Source organism: Pseudomonas frederiksbergensis (assembly GCF_017114915.1).
GTDB classification, from domain to species: Bacteria; Pseudomonadota; Gammaproteobacteria; order Pseudomonadales; family Pseudomonadaceae; genus Aquipseudomonas; species Aquipseudomonas frederiksbergensis_I.
Genome location: NZ_JAAUOE010000113.1, coordinates 272 through 682, shown reverse-complemented (window position 1 = coordinate 682; position 411 = coordinate 272). Strand labels below are relative to the sequence as shown.

The window sequence follows — 411 nt, the reverse complement described above, 5'->3', positions numbered from 1 at the left end:
GCTGGAATTCGCGGTTAAATTTCTGCTATGTGGCGCGGTATTATCCCGTATTGACGCCGGGCAAGAGCAACTCGGTCGCCGCATACACTATTCTCAGAATGACTTGGTTGAGTACTCACCAGTCACAGAAAAGCATCTTACGGATGGCATGACAGTAAGAGAATTATGCAGTGCTGCCATAACCATGAGTGATAACACTGCGGCCAACTTACTTCTGACAACGATCGGAGGACCGAAGGAGCTAACCGCTTTTTTGCACAACATGGGGGATCATGTAACTCGCCTTGATCGTTGGGAACCGGAGCTGAATGAAGCCATACCAAACGACGAGCGTGACACCACGATGCCTGTAGCAATGGCAACAACGTTGCGCAAACTATTAACTGGCGAAATTTAACCGCGAATTCCAGC

General features: G+C 49.1%; 1 pseudogene. It reads left to right on the top strand.

Annotated features, from left to right (window positions below):
• Positions 1-379: pseudogene (locus HCU66_RS26970) on the top strand (serine hydrolase); the annotation flags it as partial.
• Positions 380-411 lie beyond the last annotated feature (32 nt).